This window comes from Klebsiella sp. CB_Kp196 (genome assembly GCF_040061575.1).
GTDB classification, from domain to species: domain Bacteria; phylum Pseudomonadota; class Gammaproteobacteria; order Enterobacterales; family Enterobacteriaceae; genus Klebsiella; species Klebsiella michiganensis.
This window is the reverse complement of sequence record NZ_JBEAFH010000060.1, coordinates 1-15,295: the sequence shown is the minus strand read 5'-3', so window position 1 is coordinate 15,295 and position 15,295 is coordinate 1. Positions and strand designations below refer to the sequence as shown.

At 52.0% G+C, this 15,295-nt stretch carries 12 protein-coding genes, 1 pseudogene and 1 riboswitch; of the genes and pseudogenes, 6 read left to right on the top strand and 7 right to left on the bottom strand.

The window, feature by feature from the left end; all coding sequences use genetic code 11:
• Positions 1–86 precede the first annotated feature (86 nt).
• Positions 87–440 (bottom strand): metalloregulator ArsR/SmtB family transcription factor, encoded by a 354-nt coding sequence (locus ABLU87_RS22120; protein ID WP_001549886.1) that lies wholly within the window; start codon positions 438–440, stop codon positions 87–89.
• Positions 441–923: 483 nt separating this feature from the next.
• On the opposite strand from ABLU87_RS22120, the gene ABLU87_RS22115 reads away from it, so the two are divergent.
• Complete coding sequence (locus ABLU87_RS22115; protein WP_001549885.1) at positions 924–2,402, top strand: SulP family inorganic anion transporter; 1,479 nt, start codon at positions 924–926, stop codon at positions 2,400–2,402.
• Between the two features lie 18 nt (positions 2,403–2,420).
• The gene (locus ABLU87_RS22110) at positions 2,421–3,248 is read left to right on the top strand and encodes a universal stress protein (RefSeq protein WP_004118529.1); all 828 of its coding nucleotides are present in this window, start codon (positions 2,421–2,423) and stop codon (positions 3,246–3,248) included.
• Positions 3,249–3,319: 71 nt separating this feature from the next.
• Here ABLU87_RS22110 and ABLU87_RS22105 read toward each other — a convergent pair whose 3' ends face one another.
• On the bottom strand, positions 3,320–4,516 hold the full coding sequence (locus ABLU87_RS22105; RefSeq protein WP_001549953.1) for an MFS transporter: 1,197 nt from the start codon (positions 4,514–4,516) through the stop codon (positions 3,320–3,322).
• A 380-nt stretch (positions 4,517–4,896) separates the two neighbouring features.
• Positions 4,897–4,967: riboswitch (Fluoride riboswitch) on the top strand.
• Between the two features lie 77 nt (positions 4,968–5,044).
• On the opposite strand from ABLU87_RS22105, the gene crcB reads away from it, so the two are divergent.
• Both crcB and nhaA read left to right on the top strand, forming a co-directional pair.
• The gene (gene crcB / locus ABLU87_RS22100; protein ID WP_004118534.1) at positions 5,045–5,419 is read left to right on the top strand and encodes a fluoride efflux transporter CrcB; all 375 of its coding nucleotides are present in this window, start codon (positions 5,045–5,047) and stop codon (positions 5,417–5,419) included.
• A gap of 274 nt (positions 5,420–5,693) precedes the next feature.
• Positions 5,694–6,842, top strand: a complete 1,149-nt coding sequence (nhaA, locus tag ABLU87_RS22095) for a Na+/H+ antiporter NhaA (protein ID WP_011977829.1) — start codon at positions 5,694–5,696, stop codon at positions 6,840–6,842.
• A gap of 353 nt (positions 6,843–7,195) precedes the next feature.
• On the opposite strand, the gene ABLU87_RS22090 is transcribed toward nhaA, so the two are convergent.
• Both ABLU87_RS22090 and ABLU87_RS22085 read right to left on the bottom strand, forming a co-directional pair.
• The gene (locus ABLU87_RS22090; RefSeq protein ID WP_004118538.1) at positions 7,196–7,528 is read right to left on the bottom strand and encodes a multidrug efflux SMR transporter; all 333 of its coding nucleotides are present in this window, start codon (positions 7,526–7,528) and stop codon (positions 7,196–7,198) included.
• Positions 7,529–7,659: 131 nt separating this feature from the next.
• Complete coding sequence (locus ABLU87_RS22085) at positions 7,660–8,217, bottom strand: recombinase family protein (RefSeq protein WP_004118540.1); 558 nt, start codon at positions 8,215–8,217, stop codon at positions 7,660–7,662.
• A gap of 160 nt (positions 8,218–8,377) precedes the next feature.
• Here ABLU87_RS22085 and ABLU87_RS22080 point away from each other — a divergent pair, with 160 nt between their 5' ends.
• Positions 8,378–11,386: a Tn3 family transposase gene (locus ABLU87_RS22080; RefSeq protein WP_004118541.1), complete on the top strand. Its 3,009-nt coding sequence runs from the start codon at positions 8,378–8,380 to the stop codon at positions 11,384–11,386.
• Between the two features lie 210 nt (positions 11,387–11,596).
• Here ABLU87_RS22080 and ABLU87_RS22075 read toward each other — a convergent pair whose 3' ends face one another.
• Entirely contained in the window at positions 11,597–12,601 is a 1,005-nt protein-coding gene (locus ABLU87_RS22075) for a hypothetical protein (RefSeq protein ID WP_019706030.1), read from the bottom strand.
• A 170-nt stretch (positions 12,602–12,771) separates the two neighbouring features.
• On the opposite strand from ABLU87_RS22075, the pseudogene ABLU87_RS22070 reads away from it, so the two are divergent.
• Positions 12,772–12,885 (top strand): annotated as a pseudogene (locus ABLU87_RS22070) (hypothetical protein); the annotation flags it as partial.
• A gap of 107 nt (positions 12,886–12,992) precedes the next feature.
• Here ABLU87_RS22070 and ABLU87_RS22065 read toward each other — a convergent pair.
• Together ABLU87_RS22065 and ABLU87_RS22060 are read right to left on the bottom strand one after the other, a co-directional pair.
• The gene (locus tag ABLU87_RS22065; protein WP_019706029.1) at positions 12,993–15,089 is read right to left on the bottom strand and encodes a hypothetical protein; all 2,097 of its coding nucleotides are present in this window, start codon (positions 15,087–15,089) and stop codon (positions 12,993–12,995) included.
• 15 nt (positions 15,090–15,104) lie between these two features.
• The coding region (locus tag ABLU87_RS22060; RefSeq protein WP_348866009.1) for a helix-turn-helix domain-containing protein at positions 15,105–15,295 on the bottom strand (191 nt) is incomplete at its 5' end.

The following is a 15,295-nucleotide window of genomic DNA, read 5'->3' as shown; positions in this document are numbered from 1 at the left end:
TATTGAATACAAATGCCTGTTAAACCGGACTGATAAATTTTCGATGCGTAATATATTCGATAATCCAGATATATACCGGTAAATTTTTAAATGCAGACAGGCTTGCCGTTGGTGGTGGCGTTATCGCGTTCAGCCTGCCGGCTGAGCTGGCGGATATCATCCCGCTGGCAGAGATAAGCCTGTTCGATAACCGCCGCTGCCCACGCCGGCATATGAGGCGACAGACGATAGTGGATCCATTTTCCGTCCCGCCGGTCGGTAAGCAGCCCGTTTTCTCTCAGCAGAGCCAGATGCCGTGAGATTTTGGGCTGAGTTTCTTTCAGCACGGACGTAAGTTCACAGACGCAGAGCTCCCCTTTTTCGCGTAGCAGCAGCACGAGGCTGAGTCGGGTTTCGTCGGAAAGGCTTTTAAAAAGCTGCAGGGGGGACACGGGTGGCATGGTGACTCCTTATTGTGACTGACCTGAGTGTACCTGTGAAACTTTCTCCGTCAAATTTATATTCACTTAATCATATGTATGTGCGAACGCCGGACGAGCCTGAGCATGCAGAAGGACTTTCCGTCCGGATGCGCCTGACCGGCATTCCATGAACAGCGTTTTTGCCCTGCGCGTTGACCCCGTTAACAATTCGTGTAGAGTAAAAAGCGCTTTTTGCCGTGGTTCATCTGCCCGGCGGGCATTTGTGGCCGGTACTGAACGTCTGTTCATCCGGTCTTTCTGATTACCCGCGCTGCTCTGTCAGCCGTGAAGGAGTGATAAACACCACCATGCGTCTTACGCCACCCTGAGTCGTACCCCTCCTCTGTCGCACTGAATAAACTTCGGCGCGCACTCAAAAACATCCCGTCTGCGGATGTGCTTTTTCGTACGTAAAATTTTTGCCCTCACGGGCTGACCGTAATCAAAAACTGAGAAATGACTATGCTGCTGTCCTCGACGCGTAAGGACTGGCTGGGTAACGTCCGTGGTGACGTCCTTGCCGGTATTGTGGTCGCGCTCGCGCTTATTCCCGAAGCGATCGCCTTTTCCATCATCGCCGGAGTCGACCCGCAGGTCGGGCTCTACTCTGCGTTCTGTATTCCCCTGGTTATGGCCTTCCTCGGCGGCCGTCCGGCAATGATATCGTCCGCCACCGGTGCGATGGCGCTGCTGCTGATCACGCTTGTAAAAGACCACGGCCTGCAGTATCTGCTGGCGGCCTCGGCGCTGACCGGCGTACTGCAGCTGGCGGCCGGCTACCTGAAGCTGGGCAGCCTGATGCGCTACGTCTCCCGCTCGGTGGTCACCGGTTTCGTGAACGCGCTGGCCATCCTGATATTTATGGCGCAGCTGCCGGAGCTGACCAACGTCACCTGGCACGTTTATGCCCTGACCGCTGCGGGCCTGGGCATCATTTATCTCTTCCCGTATCTGAACAAAACCATTCCCTCGCCGCTGGTCTGCATCATCGTGCTGACCGCCATTTCCATGTGGCTGCACCTGGACGTGCGCACCGTGGGTGACATGGGCAAACTGCCGGACAGCCTGCCGGTGTTTCTGATCCCGGATATCCCGCTTAACCTCGACACGCTGATGATTATTCTGCCGTACTCGGCAGGACTTGCCGTGGTGGGGCTGCTGGAGTCGATGATGACCGCCACCATCGTGGACGACATGACCGACACGCCGAGCGATAAAAACCGCGAGTGCAAGGCGCAGGGCGTGGCCAACATCTGCACCTCCTTTATCGGCGGCATGGCGGGCTGCGCGATGATTGGCCAGTCGGTGATCAACGTCAAATCGGGCGGGCGCGGGCGGCTTTCCACGCTCACCGCCGGCGTGGTGCTGCTGCTGATGGTGGTGTTCCTGCGCGACTGGGTGTCCCGGATACCCATGGCGGCTCTGGTGGCGGTGATGATCATGGTCTCCATCGGCACCTTCTCCTGGCGCTCCATCAGCAACCTGCGCAGCCATCCGCTGTCAACCAGCGTGGTGATGCTGGCCACCGTGGTGGTGGTGGTGGCGACCGATAACCTGGCGTTTGGCGTGCTCACCGGCGTGCTGATTGCCTCGCTGAACTTCGCCACCAAGGTCGCCCGCTTTATGGCGGTCTCCTCTGAGCTGAAGGACGACACCCGCACCTATACCGTAGCCGGCCAGGTATTCTTTGCCTCATCCGATCGCTTTATGAGCCACTTCGACTTCCGTGAAGCGGTGGAGCGCGTGGTGATTGACGTAACGCACGCCCACTTCTGGGATATCACCTCCGTGAGCGCGCTGGACCGGGTGGTTATCAAGTTCCGTCGCGAAGGCACGGAAGTGGAGATCAAGGGTATGAATGACGCGACCCGCACCCTCGTTGACCGCTTCGGAGTGCATGACAAGCCTGAAGAAGTGGAAAAGCTGATGGGTGGCCATTAATTTACTGGAGAAAGCATCATGAATAACACCGTTATTGCCTGCGTTGACGGCTCGCCGTCAACCCGGCCGGTCTGTGAGTATGCTGCCTGGGCAGCCGGTAAACTTGGCGCGCCGCTGGCGCTGCTGCACGTGCTCGAAAAGAGTGAGACTCCCGCCGTGTCTGACCTGACCGGGAGCATTGGTATTGACAGCCGGGAGCAGCTGACCGAAGCGCTGGTCCGCGTCGAGGGTGAGCGCAGCCGGCTGCTGATGGCGCAGGGCAAGGCCGTGCTGGCCGGCTGTGCGGAGCTCCTGAAGCAGACCGGACAGCCGGACGCACAGCTGCTGCAAAAGCACGGCGCACTGGACGAAATCCTGGCGGAGCTGGGCGAAGTCCGGCTGATGGTGCTGGGGCGCCGCGGGACGCAGAATCAGGTAGGCAGCCATCTGGAAAGCGTCATTCGCCTGCAGAAAAACCCGGTGCTGATTGTGCCGGAGACGTTTACGCCGCCGGCGCGGGTGATGTTTGCGTACGACGGCAGCAGTGAGAGCCGTAAAAACCTGACGCGCCTGACGGTCAGCCCGCTGCTGCACGGCCTGAGCTGTCATATCGTGATGGTCAACGGTGACATGTCAGCCCTGCAGGATGCGCAGGCTGTTCTTCAGGAAGCCGGTATCACGACCGAGACACGCCTGCTGGAAGACGAGTCCGTAACCGGGGCGCTGTGCCGCTACGCGGACGCCCATGATATCGACCTCACGGTAATGGGGGCCTGCGGGCACTCCCGGTTACGGCGATTCTTTATTGGCAGCCACACCACGGAAATGCTGTCTGAAAGCCGTCAGCCCCTGCTGATGCTGCGATGAAACAGGCGGGCCTGATATCAGGCCCGCCTTCACAGGGGAAAGAGGATGACGGGTATGAAGGTAAAGGCGCGTTATTGCGGCGCATCCGTCCTGATACCGGTGGCCAGCAGGCTGGCGCCAAGAATGTAGACCAGGCAGAACAGGGCCTGAAGATGCAGGGTGACATGGTTATCTATCAGCACGCCCATGATTACCGGGGATGCCCCGCTGGCAATCACCGTCCCTGCCTCAACCGCCGAGCGCACCCTGGCCAGCTGCGCCGGACCAAACAGCTGTACCCAGAGCGCGGTGGCAAGCGTTGAGGCAATGGCCGACGATACGCCGGTCATAATCAGGTAAAAAGGCGTCACCCACTGACCGTTGCTGAGCCATAGCGCCAGCATGGCCAGGGCCTGTGGCATCAGAAACCACGGCAGCAGCCTGCGTGGTGAGAGCCGGTCAATCAGCGGGCCAAACGACAGCAGCGATACCGCCTGGGTAATGGCATAGGCAATAAACCATACCGCCACCCACGACAGCTCCCAGCCTTTCTCCTGTGCCAGCCTCGCCTGGTGGAAGAAGAAGCCGGTGGTGATAAAGGGGGAGGCCAGCACGACAGGCAGCGCCAGCAGCAGGTTGCGGTTTCGCCATACCGGCGCCTCTTTTTCTTTCTCCTCACCCCGCTTTCTGAACGTACGCAGCGGCTTCTCTTTCCCGCGGGGCAAAAACATCAGCGCGACCCCCACGCCGGCAACAAGCATTCCGGCATTGATGCCCCAGGCAGCGCGCCATCCCGTCAGCGCGCTTATCTGCACCGCAATCACAGGAAAAACGGCCTGCGCCAGCGAGAGCCCCAGCGCGATGGCGCCGAGCGCCTTGCCTGCATCAAGGGGGAACTGGCGCGCCGTTGCGGTCAGCGCAGTATGCACCATCAGTCCCTGGCCGCCGAGGCGCAGAAAGTAAAACCCGATGCACAGCATCCACGCCGCCTGTGCGCCGGAAACCAGCAGGCAGGCCGTGAGCAGCAAAAGGGTGACCGCCAGCGTGAAGCGGCGGGTCGTGGTGTAGTCAATCAGCCGTCCGGCCCAGGTCAGCGTGATGGCGCTCATCACCGTTCCGATTGCGTACAGGCCGCCCAGTCCGCCGTCGGTGAGCCCAAAGGCCTCACGAAAATCCTGCCCGTAAAGTGAGACAAAATAGGTCTGTCCAAAGCTGGACATGGCCATCAGCATCGCACCGAACGTAAGGTGAGAGGCGTGATGAAACATAAACCGAAAAAGCTGACGCATGAATATCCCTGAAGGCGGGCTGCAGCCCGCCGATTAATCACGACGTGTCCGTACCGGCTGCTGCGGACACGGCGCCTGCGTCCCTGAAGCAGGTACACGCGGGTTCACCGTGAAAGGTGGCAGTCCCGTAACGGATATGAGAGAACGGTACCCGGCGCGGACTGGCTGTCGCGGCAGGCTCTCTGATAAAGGACGGGCGAAGAGAAACTCAGGGTGGCGTAATGTGCATGACTCACAGTCAGATATAAAATGCTGCCGAAACGATAATTTTTAATGCTCTTCAGGTCAAGCCTGAAAACGGGCTCCTCATGCCCGCCGCAGGGGGAGTCGCACAAAAACAGTGGATAGCCGCTTGATTAACGCCCGTGACCGGGCCAGAATTGCGGCGAGGTGATGGCGTTCCACCTTACCCAACCGCTTCCCCTGAGAAGCTGATGACGCCTGATATTACTCCCCTTTAACCGGGAGTATGTCAGGCCGCCCCGTATCATCAGCCTGCATACTCCCTCTGACACAGAGGTAAACCCCGTGAAATCTTATCTGGCCATTATCATTGGTGGATCCGCTGGCTGCCTGATCCGCTGGCTGCTTGGCGCACGCCTGAACAGCCTGTTTCCTGACCTGCCACCGGGCACGCTGGTAGTGAACCTTGCGGGCGGATTTATCATTGGTGCGTCGCTGGCCTGGTTCATGCGCCATCCTGACCTGGATCCGGCCTGGCGATTACTTGTTATCACCGGGCTGTGCGGTGGGCTGACCACGTTTTCCACGTTTTCCCTGGAAATATTCTCACAGCTGCAGTCCGGTAATTATTTCTGGGCGTTTACTTCACTGCTGGTACACGTAACCGGCTCCATTCTGATGACTGCCCTGGGTTTTTTTGTCGTCACATGGCTGCTGTGAGCGTGTGGCTGATGACGGATAAAAATGCCCCTGCCTGCGGCAGCTTTACAGGGCTTTACCTCTTCCGCCTGAAGCGGGCCGGACGTTATGATAAAATTAACGTCACGCTAATTCGTTAATTTATCAGCAATTAATTATCGTATTTTTTATATCTTCAGCGTAGCTCAGCCGGCTTATCCTCTGATAACCAGCGGTTGTATATCAGGGGAAGGCCTGTTTTTTTTGAATAAAGGGAGGGAGTGTGTCAGAAATCCCAGACAGAAATAAAAAGAGGATGTCAGAAGTGCCATCTGCATTTTTCAGCTCGCCCGCAGCCGGCGGCATCGTGCTCATCATCGCCTCAGCAGCCGCTATCATCGTGGCTAACTCTCCGCTCAGGGAGGGATATGAGGTATTCCTGAAATACAACGCCGCCGGCCTCTCCGTTGAGCACTGGATAAACGACGCCCTGATGGCCGTGTTCTTCATGATGGTCGGCCTGGAAATCAAGCGCGAGCTTCTCACCGGTCAGCTTGCCACCTGGGGCCAGCGCGCGCTGCCGGGATTTGCCGCGCTGGGCGGGATGGCCGTGCCTGCGGCCATTTACGTATGGTTTAATGCGGGCAGCGATGAAACCCTCGCTGGCTGGGCAATTCCTGCCGCCACGGACATTGCCTTTGCGCTCGGGGTACTGGCACTGCTGGGCAGTCGCGTACCTGCCTCGCTGAAAATTTTCCTGTCGGCGCTGGCTATTCTGGACGACATGGGCGCAGTGGCTATTATTGCGCTCTTCTATACCAGTAATATTTCGTTTCTGATGCTGGCCGGTGCGGCGGTCACGGTTGCTCTGCTGTTTATCATGAACCGTGCCGGGATTACCCGGCTGTTTCCCTATCTGCTGGCGGGGGGCGTGCTGTGGTTTTTCATGCTTCAGTCCGGGGTGCACGCCACCATCGCGGGTATCCTGCTGGCGCTCTTTATCCCGCTGCGGGTAACCGATCCGGATAAACAATCCCCTCTTGCCCGGCTGGAGCACGGCATCAATCCGTGGGTGACGTTTCTGATACTGCCGCTGTTTGGCTTCGCAAATGCGGGGGTCGCGCTCTCCGGTATGACGGCTGATGACCTGATGTCGCCGGTACCGGTCGGCGTTGCGCTGGGCCTGTTTGTTGGCAAGCAGGCGGGCATTTTCGGCCTGTCGCTGCTGGCCGTCAGCCTGGGCCTGGCAAAACGGCCTGAAAAAAGTACCTGGCTGCAGGTTTACGGCGTATCGGTCCTGTGCGGAATAGGGTTTACCATGAGCCTGTTTATCGGCAACCTGGCGTTTGCAGAAAGCCCCCTGTTGGTGGACGAGGTCAAGGTGGGGGTACTTGCCGGCTCTGTACTGGCAGCACTGGCGGGTATGCTGATACTGCGCTTTTCTCCTTCGCATCCTTCCCGGTAACGCATTCGGGTCCGGAAAATCCCCGTGATGACGGGGATTTTTATTTCCCTGCAAACTTATTAATCAACAGGGCCACCTTCATTACCGTCGGCATTTATTCAGGTGCTTATCATCACACTGGTGCCCGCATTTATAGTTTGCCGAAAAAATTCGCACCGTTAATCATGCAGGTACAAACAAAAAGCAGTCTTTTTGTCAATCATGGCAACTTTTCCTGGCCGCCCCCGGTTATGTCGGTTCTCTCGCCTGTTATTAATGTAGCGGGTAATGTCCCATTTCAAAAAGGGGAAAGGGAGAGGCATGCTGATGTCTAAAATCAGAATGCCCCCGGAGTTCTGTTTATGGATGAGAACCTACAGCTGCTTGTGTCCTGCCAGAATTTTCAGGCCAATGATACCCGCCAGAATCAGTCCGAAACAGGCAATGCGTAACAGGCCCTTATCTTCATTTAAGTAAATTATTCCGTACGCTGCTGTCCCTAAAGCACCAATCCCGACCCAGACCGCATAAGCGGTTCCTACAGGAATAGTCCGTGTTGCCAGGGACAAAAAGTACATGCTCACACCGATAAATGTCAGGCAAAAAATACTGGGGTAGATCCGGGTAAATCCCTCAGTCCGGAGCATTGACGCGGCATAAAAGACTTCGGCTATGCCGGCAATCACCAGATACATCCATCCATTCATAAAACTCCTTTAACGGCTCATCAAAACCAGCAATATTGTGGGCAATGTTAACTCTGTTTTTAAGCAGGGGATCATCAGCATCAACCGCGAAACCCTTTCCGGCACAGGAAAAAATCGCTGCCTGCGTCGGGTTAACTGCCTGGGCCCAGTTTTTTTAACCTGAAATAGGTGGCCCTGGATATGCCGGTTTTCTCCATCACCAGTTTAATGGGCGTTTCGTGCCGGATAAGCTCCAGTGCGGCGGCCGATTTGTGATGAGGTTTCCGTCCAAACCTGACGCCTGCCGCCATGGCGATGACCCGGCCTTCGTTTGTGCGCTCCAGGATCCGCTCCCGCTCAGCTTCAGCAACGGCAGCAAGGATCTGAATGACCATTTTACCCATCGTGCCTTCAGTACTCAGTCCATTCTCCAGAAACCGGATGGCTATTCCCTTTTTATAGCAGGCATCAACAATGTGGATCATATCCGCTGTGTTGCGGCCAAGCCGGTCCATTTTGGTACACATGATAATGTCATCTTTTTCGGCACGGGCAAGCAGCCGTTGTAACCCTTCACGTTCGTCCGTGGCGCCCGACATCATGTCAGTAAAAATCCGGTCATCTCTGACGCCTGAAGATTTCAGCTCCATGATCTGCGCCGTCAGTTTCTGATGGCTCGTTGATACCCTTGCATATCCCAGTAATGCCATATTGGTCTCACAAATCGATACTGATACTGCGTAGTATCATAAAGCATAAAACACGATTTTTGATACTCATGTAAGCACGCACTTTAAAAGGTCTCAAAACTTATAATATCTGAGACTATCAAAATTTGAGCAGAGCGATACCCTTACGAAAGGATGCGGGATGAGTGACGGTTTTCTGACCAGTGAACAGACCGAAAACTACGGACGGTATGCCGCCGAGCCTAACGAGGTTCAGCTGGCCCGGTATTTTCATCTTGATGAACGCGATCTTGTTTTTATTAATCAGCGCCGGGGGAAACATAACCGATTTGGGATTGCCCTTCAGCTAACCACGGCCCGTTTTCTGGGAACCTTCCAGACCGATCCCTTGCAAATACCTCCCGGCGTCCGAAATTACGTTGCATTACAGCTGAACATTCATCGCCCTGAGATCATGGCCCGATACGCCCAGAGAGAGAATACCCGTTGGGAGCATCAAAGGCTGATCAGGCAACACTCTGACTACCATGATTTTGGCGATTTCCCCTGGTCGTTCAGACTGAAACGTCTGCTTTATATCCGCACATGGCTCAGTAACGAGCGCCCCGGTCTGATGTTCGATTTTGCCACGGCATGGTTGCTCCAGAATAAAGTATTGTTGCCCGCAGCCTCAGCGCTGACGAGGCTCATTGGCGAAATTCGTGAGCGGGCAAGCAGGCGTTTGTGGCGCAGACTGGCTGCATTACCTGACAGCTGGCAGACTGAGCAACTGGCCGGTCTGCTTGTCATACCGGAAGGACAGCGGGTTTCCGTGATGGAGCAGATACGAAAAGGGCCCGTCAACGTCAGTGGTCCGGCCTTTACTGACGCACTTCAGCGCTACACACGCCTGCGCAGCCTGGAGTTTTCCCGGCTGAATTTTGCCGGGCTGCCTGCAATTCAACTCCGCAACCTGGCTCGTTATGCTGGCATGGCTTCGGTAAAATATATCGCCAGAATGCCGGAGGAACGGCGGCTGGCCATCCTGACCGCGTTTGTTAAAGCACAGGAAATTTTGGCACTCGATGAGGCTGTCGATGTTCTGGATCTGCTGATCCTCAATATCACGCGTTCAGCGAAGCAAACCGGGCAGAAAAAACGGCTCAGAACGCTCAAAGATCTTGATCGCGCGGCGCTACTTCTGGCACATGCATGTACGCTTTTACTGGATGATAAAATGGATGACGCAGCGCTGCGTCAGACTATTTTCAGCCACGTACCAAAGAACCGGCTGGCGGAATCCGTAGGTAAAGTCAATGAGCTTGCCCGCCCGCAGGACACAAATTTCCAGGATGAAATGGTCGAGCAATATGGACGGGTTAAGCGCTTTCTGCCAGCGATGCTGCGTGATTTACATTTTCAGTCTGCCCCTGCCGGCGAAAATACGCTATCGGCCATACATTACCTGGCCGAACTGAGTGGTTCGAAAAAACGCCTCCTGGAGAATGCGCCTGAGCAGATCATTACAGGTCCCTGGAAACGTCTGGTGTACGACTCCGAAGGCCGGATACAGCGTGCAGGATACTCATTGTGCCTGCTGGAACGCCTTCAGGATTCGCTGCGTCGCCGCGATATCTGGCTGGAGAACAGCGATCGCTGGGGCGATCCGCGTCAGAAGTTTCTTCAGGGGAAAGAATGGCAGGCTCAGCGGATCGCCGTATGCCGGGCGCTTGGACACCCCACCGATGGTGGAAATGCCGTTAAACAGCTGGCAACCGAACTGGACGAAACCTGGAAAACGGTGGCCTCACGCTTTGAGCTGAATGCTGCCGTGAGCATCTGTCATCAGGGTAAATATCCGTCCCTGACCATCAGCAGTCTGGAAAAACTGGAAGAACCGCAGCCGCTGATTCTTCTGAACAGCCGCGTCAGGCAGCTGGTCCCCCCTGTTGATCTGACAGAGCTGCTGCTTGAAATTGACGCCCGGACTGGTTTTACCCGCGAATTCACTCATGTGAGTGAGTCTGAAGCCCGTGCTCAGGATCTTAACATCAGCCTGTGTGCCGTACTGCTCGCTGAAGCCTGCAATATCGGACATGAACCGCTGATCAAACACAGTATTCCGGCACTGACCCGCCACCGTCTGAGCTGGGTAAAACAAAACTACATTCGGGCTGAAACGCTGGTCAGCGCTAATGCCCGGTTGGTCGATTTTCAGTCCACGCTGGAACTGTCTGAGCGCTGGGGCGGCGGAGAAGTGGCTTCTGCAGATGGGATGCGCTTTGTCACTCCTGTAAAAACGCTGAACTCTGGCCCTAACAGAAAATACTTTGGCTCAGGGCGTGGGATCACCTGGTACAATTTTGTTTCTGACCAGTATTCCGGCTTTCACGGCATCGTTATCCCCGGTACGTTGCGTGACTCTATCTTTGTGCTGGAAGGGCTTCTGGAGCAGCAGACGGGGCTGAATCCGGTGGAGATTATGACGGACACTGGAGGGTCCAGCGACATTATCTTTGGCCTGTTCTGGCTGCTGGGCTACCAGTTTTCGCCCCGCCTGGCAGATGCCGGTGAGGCGGTATTTTGGCGTGCAGATAAAAATGCGAACTACGGGGTACTGGATGAGCTGGCGCGGGGATGCGTTGAACTGTCAAAGATAGAAACCCAATGGGATGAAATGATGAGGGTTTCCGGTTCTCTGAAGCTGGGTACAGTCCACGCCTCAGAACTTGTGGGCTCGCTTTTAAAAAGTTCCCGTCCGTCAGGGCTGGCGCAGGCGATTATGGAGGTGGGACGGGTCAACAAGACGCTGTACCTCCTCAACTACATTGATGATGAAGAATATCGTCGCAGGATACTGACTCAGCTTAACCGGGGAGAAGGCCGTCACGCCGTGGCAAGGGCGATCTGTTACGGCCAACGTGGTGAGATTAGAAAACGTTACCGTGAGGGGCAGGAGGATCAACTGGGTGCGCTGGGGCTTGTCACTAACGCAGTTGTATTGTGGAACACGCTTTATATGCAGGAAGCGCTATCACATTTGCGCAGCGCTGGTGAGATCCCGGAAGACGAGCATATCTCACGCCTGTCGCCACTGATGTACGGTCATATCAACATGCTGGGACATTATACGTTCACGCTGCCGGAAAATATTCTGAAGGGAGAGTTGAGGCCATTAAATTTCAATTCAAACAATGAATTATTGCCTTAACGTGGTTTTTTACACGATTGAACCTCGAACCCCGGTATAGATTATTCTCCGCGCAGTTGGCGGCGTTTTGGTCAATGTGTGCACTCTGGAAGCCAGGAACGGGATACACCACATCGGTATTCATCCGCGTGCTGTAACAGATAGCGCACCGCGCCGCGCTTTTGTCCATTATCTTAGCCTGAACTTTGTCAGGAATTGCTTTTCTGTTGGTCATTTAGTGTCAGAGCCCTGAAGAATGTTTCGGATATGATTTTCGATTTTCACGCAGACTGCCTCTGACAGCATGTCGCGGGAGACAGGGTTGACCTGAGCAGATTTCTCCGACCAGTAATGGATCCTTGTTTCACCCTGAACAAAAAGAAGACCGCATACTCCCATCGCTCCTCCTGCCGGTGCCATTGCAACAGCTGTAATGGAGTCCATCTTCTGAAAATAATCCGCCGGTGCTGGGATGTATGTGTTAAAACCGCTATTAATATCAACACCAGGAGTCCATCCAGGAATTCGAGGGCAGCAAATCGCTTCTTTCAGGTGAGGAGTTAATAGGCGGAGCAGATCGGGACGCAGGTGGATAATGACTTCAACATTTCCCGGAAAGCTGACATCTTTCGTGAAGACGGTACAGAACTCCCCATCAAAGCGCTGTTCTTCAGTTACTACAGGCGGAAGCCGGCGGAGCACCCCAACCTTTTCACACAGGCTTATCACCACTTTATCGAGCTCGTTAAAATTGGCTGCGAGCTTGCTTAACGCATCATCAGAAAGCACCAGAGCATCGCGGCTTCCGCCACCCAGCGCAATATCACACTCTGCGATCTGCGCCTGAACCTGAGCCAGGGGCAACAGCAGCCGGTCAACTGTGAAGGGCAACGCCGGGGCACTGTGCAGCCAGCACAGCCCATCGGCAAACGCCAGGCGGGAACGGGTAAATAACTGATAAAGTGAAGCCATCTCCCCGGTGCCAGCCTGGCGCTCCGCATGGCCGCGGATAAGCAGCAGTGCATCGCGGATATTCATCAAATCAGAACAGCACTTTGCCACAACATCGCCGGCAGTGTGCGGCCGAGGGGCTGGCAAAAAGGGTGACTGCTCATGCTGATCAATATAACGGTACAGATCTGTCATATTCTGGGTGACCGTTATATTCCTGCGCTGAAGTACTGCATCGACCCGGGCTTTCAGCTCGTCATCGATGCGGGCATTGACCATAGCCATACATAAGCTCCTTAACCGGTTGGAGATGTAAAGCTTATCTGCTTTACATGAGATTGTAAATCTCTTTTGCTTTACTTTTAATGTAAAGATTGCCGTCTTACATTTTTGCATAATATTCAATAATTGAAATAATTATTGTCCATCTATCAACAGTGTCCTTTCTCGTTGCCTCAGATCCGAAAACCGGTATTTCCGGATCTTCGTTCCTGCCCCCGGCGCACAGCGGCCCCGCAACACAAGATGTAGCGGTGTTTCCAGCTGACAGTGACGCTATATGTGGGGTTTGAGGTCCAATGGAACGAAAACGTACGCTAAGGATATATATTATTGATTTATAATAAAATATGAGAAAATTCCTTTTCAGGAACCCTCTCATATGATGTAACTGATGCTATTTTCTTCGTTTCTTTTGAGTACTTTTAATAGCCATATATGATGTTTCATATAGAGTTAAAAGTTTCCCCATCTGACTATCTATAGCGTCATGCTTCTCAGGATTTCTTAATTTTTGCAACAATTTAGATATATATTTCGCAGGTAATTTTATTATTAATGAATTATGAGATTGATACATTTCTTTTGTCCAATCCAAATCTCTCCCTGATTTCAATGCCTCACTTTCTTCTCTATTAATAATAAATCCTAATTTTCCATACGGACCTGTTAAATATGATTGTAATTGTCTGTACTCAGATGGGCCTAATTCTTCAAAATTTTTCGCATCAAAAACAACTTGTCTTGTTTTATAGTCTTCTAATACACGCTTCCAAAAATCTGATTTTCCACCATTGGTACCTATAATATCTCGTCTCTGAACCGCGTTACCGTTTGGATGCGGTTTTATATCTGTCAGGTGGGATGCAAATACAATTCTTAGTGCGTCTAAGCACCATTGCTCAAATTCATTAGCCCCTTCATTTCCTGTCGGTATTTGATCCAGATGAGTGGTTATTTGACCTATTGTTTTATTTCTAATGGCTGAATTATCGGAAACAACATTGATATCATATTCGTCATTTATTTCCTCAGCTTCCTCTGGAGCAAGAGCGTTGCGATTTAAATTCAAACCAAGCCAATAACATGGATGAATTAATAGTTTTTCACTGCTTTCAAAACCTTTATCTGGGGTTCGTCCATCATGGCAAAATGAATAAGATGAAGTGTTTTTATCACGTATACCCACAAATCCTACGCTATACAAACTTTGGAGGATTCCACTAGCTTTTAGTAATTGTATTTCAGAGATTATTTTGGGGTCTTCATTTTCTTCTATTGATTCGAAAGATGCTTCTATTTTTTTTAAGCAAGTGTAGACTGTTAATTCAGGTTCAATACTACGGAATGCGCTAGTTATAACTTGTATTGAAGGAAAGATCTTCTGGTACTCCTTCCAAAGGTCTTCAAGCCTGGCCATGGAAATTGACTTGGCTGCATATTCTAGATCAGTGTTAATAATGGTTTCTCGACTCTCTCTAAATGCGGAGAAAAAAGCTTCATTTAACAATGACAGTAAATCTCTGGGGCGGTAAAGGGTAAATTGCAAGCATCGTTTAAAACCACTCCTTCCTTTGAGGTCATCGGCTGTACACCTATCCCAAACCCGTTGATCTTTCTCAATATCTAGATTAAATGCCACTTTCATTCTTTTAGCCGATAGCATTAAGAGTTGTGCCCAATCCCAATGCAGCCTTATGACTTGCCCCTCTATATTTCTTGAGTAGTCAGGATCTTCCTTTGATAGCGATCTAAATATATTATCTCTTAAAAAAATGATTGGGCGAATGCATTTTGCTTTTTGATTTAATTCAATTGAGGCATATGCCAGACCAGCTATGATTCCGATTCCTATATTATCCGGTTCATATGCTTCATCTAGCTTATCCATCAATATGACAATTTTCCTGTCTGAGCGCTCAAGAAGTGAAACTATATTGCCTTCGATTTCTGAAATATTCAAATTAAATTGAAGGTCACCAATTGATTCTTCAGGATTGTTTTCATCTAAATATTCTTTTGCTACAATCCTACACTTTCTTAAAATATCACCTTGTGCAGCATTCCATTTCTTTAAATGCTCATTCAACAATGTTTCTGTCGAAATTTGAGATGATAATTTATAATGAGAAGATATATATGATGCTATCTCCATTAACATAGCATATCGCCATAATAACCTTGTGGCTGCCCTGGCTAAATTGAATGAGCCTGTAAATGGCTTCAACATTGATCTAAAGCCAATTATTTGAGTGTCGTCTGGTGAAAAACTTAGGATTAATATTTTTTTATCTTTCTTCCAATGCTCATTTAGCTGAATGAATAAAGCACTTTTACCAGTCCCTCGTCTGCCTACAACAATAGTTCGGTCATCTGTTTCAATTAAAGTTCTAAAGTCAGCAGTTTCGATGAAAGCACTGCTCAACATTTTCTTATCATTTTCTGCTGTTGTATCGCCAAACGGATTAGACTTTGAAGTAATATTAAATTCCATATTCAACCTTTTATATTAGTTGCTTTCATTTATTACTTTATATACTGTTGAACGAGCAATATTCATTGTTTTTGATATGTGTGAGGCTCCTAAACCTTGTTTCCACATATTTAATATCGCACCTCTGTTTATTTTTCTTTTTCTACCGAACGGCTTTGTTGAATAAATCAGATTTCGGGTAAGTCTCCCCCGTAGCGGGTTGTGTT

Excerpts from the sequence above, each read along its gene's own strand:
- ABLU87_RS22105 (WP_001549953.1), bottom strand. The coding sequence starts at position 4,516 with ATGCGTCAGCTTTTTCGGTTTATGTTTCATCACGCCTCTCACCTTACG.
- ABLU87_RS22080 (WP_004118541.1), top strand. The coding sequence starts at position 8,378 with ATGAGTGACGGTTTTCTGACCAGTGAACAGACCGAAAACTACGGACGG.
- ABLU87_RS22120 (WP_001549886.1), bottom strand. The coding sequence starts at position 440 with ATGCCACCCGTGTCCCCCCTGCAGCTTTTTAAAAGCCTTTCCGACGAA.
- ABLU87_RS22075 (WP_019706030.1), bottom strand. The coding sequence starts at position 12,601 with ATGGCTATGGTCAATGCCCGCATCGATGACGAGCTGAAAGCCCGGGTC.
- ABLU87_RS22065 (WP_019706029.1), bottom strand. The coding sequence starts at position 15,089 with ATGGAATTTAATATTACTTCAAAGTCTAATCCGTTTGGCGATACAACA.
- ABLU87_RS22115 (WP_001549885.1), top strand. The coding sequence starts at position 924 with ATGCTGCTGTCCTCGACGCGTAAGGACTGGCTGGGTAACGTCCGTGGT.
- ABLU87_RS22085 (WP_004118540.1), bottom strand. The coding sequence starts at position 8,217 with ATGGCATTACTGGGATATGCAAGGGTATCAACGAGCCATCAGAAACTG.
- ABLU87_RS22090 (WP_004118538.1), bottom strand. The coding sequence starts at position 7,528 with ATGAATGGATGGATGTATCTGGTGATTGCCGGCATAGCCGAAGTCTTT.
- nhaA (WP_011977829.1), top strand. The coding sequence starts at position 5,694 with ATGTCAGAAGTGCCATCTGCATTTTTCAGCTCGCCCGCAGCCGGCGGC.
- ABLU87_RS22110 (WP_004118529.1), top strand. The coding sequence starts at position 2,421 with ATGAATAACACCGTTATTGCCTGCGTTGACGGCTCGCCGTCAACCCGG.